The sequence below is a fragment of the Ensifer sp. genome, assembly GCF_035999185.1.
Classification (GTDB): domain Bacteria; phylum Pseudomonadota; class Alphaproteobacteria; order Rhizobiales; family Rhizobiaceae; genus Ensifer.
This window is the reverse complement of the sequence record NZ_DASYHB010000082.1, coordinates 1-2,099: the sequence shown is the minus strand read 5'-3', so window position 1 is coordinate 2,099 and position 2,099 is coordinate 1. Positions and strand designations below refer to the sequence as shown.

1 protein-coding gene is annotated in these 2,099 nt (G+C 61.4%); it reads right to left on the bottom strand.

Annotated features, from left to right (window positions below):
- Positions 1-607 precede the first annotated feature (607 nt).
- A complete protein-coding gene (locus VGO04_RS08180) occupies positions 608-2,041 on the bottom strand; it encodes an NAD(P)(+) transhydrogenase (Re/Si-specific) subunit beta (protein WP_327495452.1) in 1,434 nt (477 codons plus the stop codon).
- Positions 2,042-2,099: the final 58 nt, after the last annotated feature.

Here is a 2,099-nt window from a genome sequence, read left to right as displayed (position 1 = left end):
TCACAGCCGGCTCGATGACGCCAGAACGGAGTTCCCTGAGGTCCGCCAGCGTTGCGACCTCATCAGCCTCCATCAGGCGTGAATATCCCACCACATCGGCAACGACGATGGCGGCAAGTCGACGCCGAAGAGATTGATCCGTCATATGAGGGCAAGCCTAACGACCGAGACCGCAGGTTATTGTTCAACTGTGGACGAGTCAACAAGTGGGAATCCAGGATCTCGACCGCAAGCGAGCCGCCACCCTTCTTTGACCGACGGCGCCGAAGTGGACGACGCCGAAACGAATATCCACTGAAAGCGGACGGCTCTTGAACGTCTGACGATAGTCGGCGTGTGGAGGCTTTCGGCGGAAGTGCCCAGTTCCGTTCGCGAAATGGCATTCCGGGGGAGACCCGAACTGCAACTACGCCAAGTCTGCATTTTGGGCCAACTCTCCAGATGCGTCCAGTCTCCTTCCGGTCCCATTGAGACGCTCGGATCGCACTGACCAAGTGACCAAGTATCCGCTTCTGACGCTACTCCGGCGTTCAGATTACTTGACGACCGACGACCGGAAACCCGCGATCCCACCACACTCGACGGGATCGCGGATTTCAAGAAGCCATCAGGCCAGCGCCGGCAGCAACTGGTCGATGCTCTTCTTGGCGTCGCCGTAGAACATGCGGGTGTTGTCCTTGAAGAAGAGCGGGTTTTCGATGCCGGAATAGCCGGTACCCTGGCCACGCTTGGAGACGAACACCTGCTTGGCCTTCCACACTTCCAATACCGGCATGCCGGCGATCGGCGAGTTCGGATCCTCCTGGGCGGCGGGATTGACGATGTCGTTGGAGCCGATGACGATGACGACATCGGTTTCGTGGAAGTCTTCGTTGATCTCGTCCATTTCCAGAACGATGTCGTAGGGAACCTTCGCTTCGGCAAGCAACACGTTCATGTGCCCCGGCAAACGACCGGCGACGGGGTGAATGGCGAAGCGCACGTTCTTGCCAGCCGCCCGCAGCTTGCGAGTAAGCTCGGAGACCGACTGCTGCGCCTGCGCCACCGCCATACCGTAGCCCGGAACGATGATGACGCTGTCGGCGTCGTTGAGGGCTGCAGCCACGCCGTCGGCATCGATGGCGATCTGCTCGCCCGATATCTGCATCTGCGGTCCGGTGGTCGCTCCAAAACCACCGAGAATGACCGAGACGAAGGAGCGGTTCATCGCCTTGCACATGATGTAGGAGAGGATCGCACCCGAGGAGCCGACCAGCGCACCGGTGACGATCAACAGGTCGTTGCCGAGCGTGAAGCCGATGGCGGCAGCCGCCCAGCCGGAATAGGAGTTCAGCATCGAAACGACCACCGGCATATCGGCGCCGCCGATGCCCATGATCAGGTGATAGCCGATGAAGAAGGCGGCGAGCGTCATGACGAGCAGCGTCCAGGTGCCGGCGCCGTTGACGTAGAGCACCAGCAGAACGAGCGAAAGAAGGGCAGCACCGGCGTTGAGCAGATGACCGCCCGGCAGCTTCTTCGCTTTGCCGTCGACCTTGCCGGCGAGCTTGCCGAAGGCGATGACGGAGCCGGTGAAGGTGACGGCGCCAATGAAGACGCCGAGGAAGACCTCGACCTTCATGATCGACAGTTCCACCGGTTCCTTGTGCGCAAGGATCGCGGCAAAGCCGGTGAGTGCCGAGCGGGCCGCCGCGTCGAGTCCGGCGACATCAGCCGCCTCGATATGGGCGTTGAAGCCAATGAACACGGCGGCGAGACCGACGAAGGAGTGCAACGCTGCAACAAGCTGCGGCATCTCGGTCATCTGGACGCGGGAAGCGACGAAATGGCCGAGCACGGCGCCGCCCGCAATCATCAGCACGATGACGAGCCAGTTGCCGACCTCGGGTCCAAAGACCGTGGCGATGATGGCGAGCGCCATGCCTGTTATGCCGTACCAGACGGCGCGCTTGGCGCTCTCCTGGCCCGAGAGCCCGCCGAGCGAGAGGATGAAGAGAACGGCTGCCGCGATGTAGGCGGCCGATACGATACCGATCATCATGATGTTTACCCCTGCCCGATCAGGATTTCTGGAACATGGCGAGCATGCGCCGTGTGAC

Bases quoted from the DNA above. Each gene is read 5' to 3' on its own strand.
- VGO04_RS08180 (WP_327495452.1), bottom strand. From the start codon at position 2,041: ATGATGATCGGTATCGTATCGGCCGCCTACATCGCGGCAGCCGTTCTC.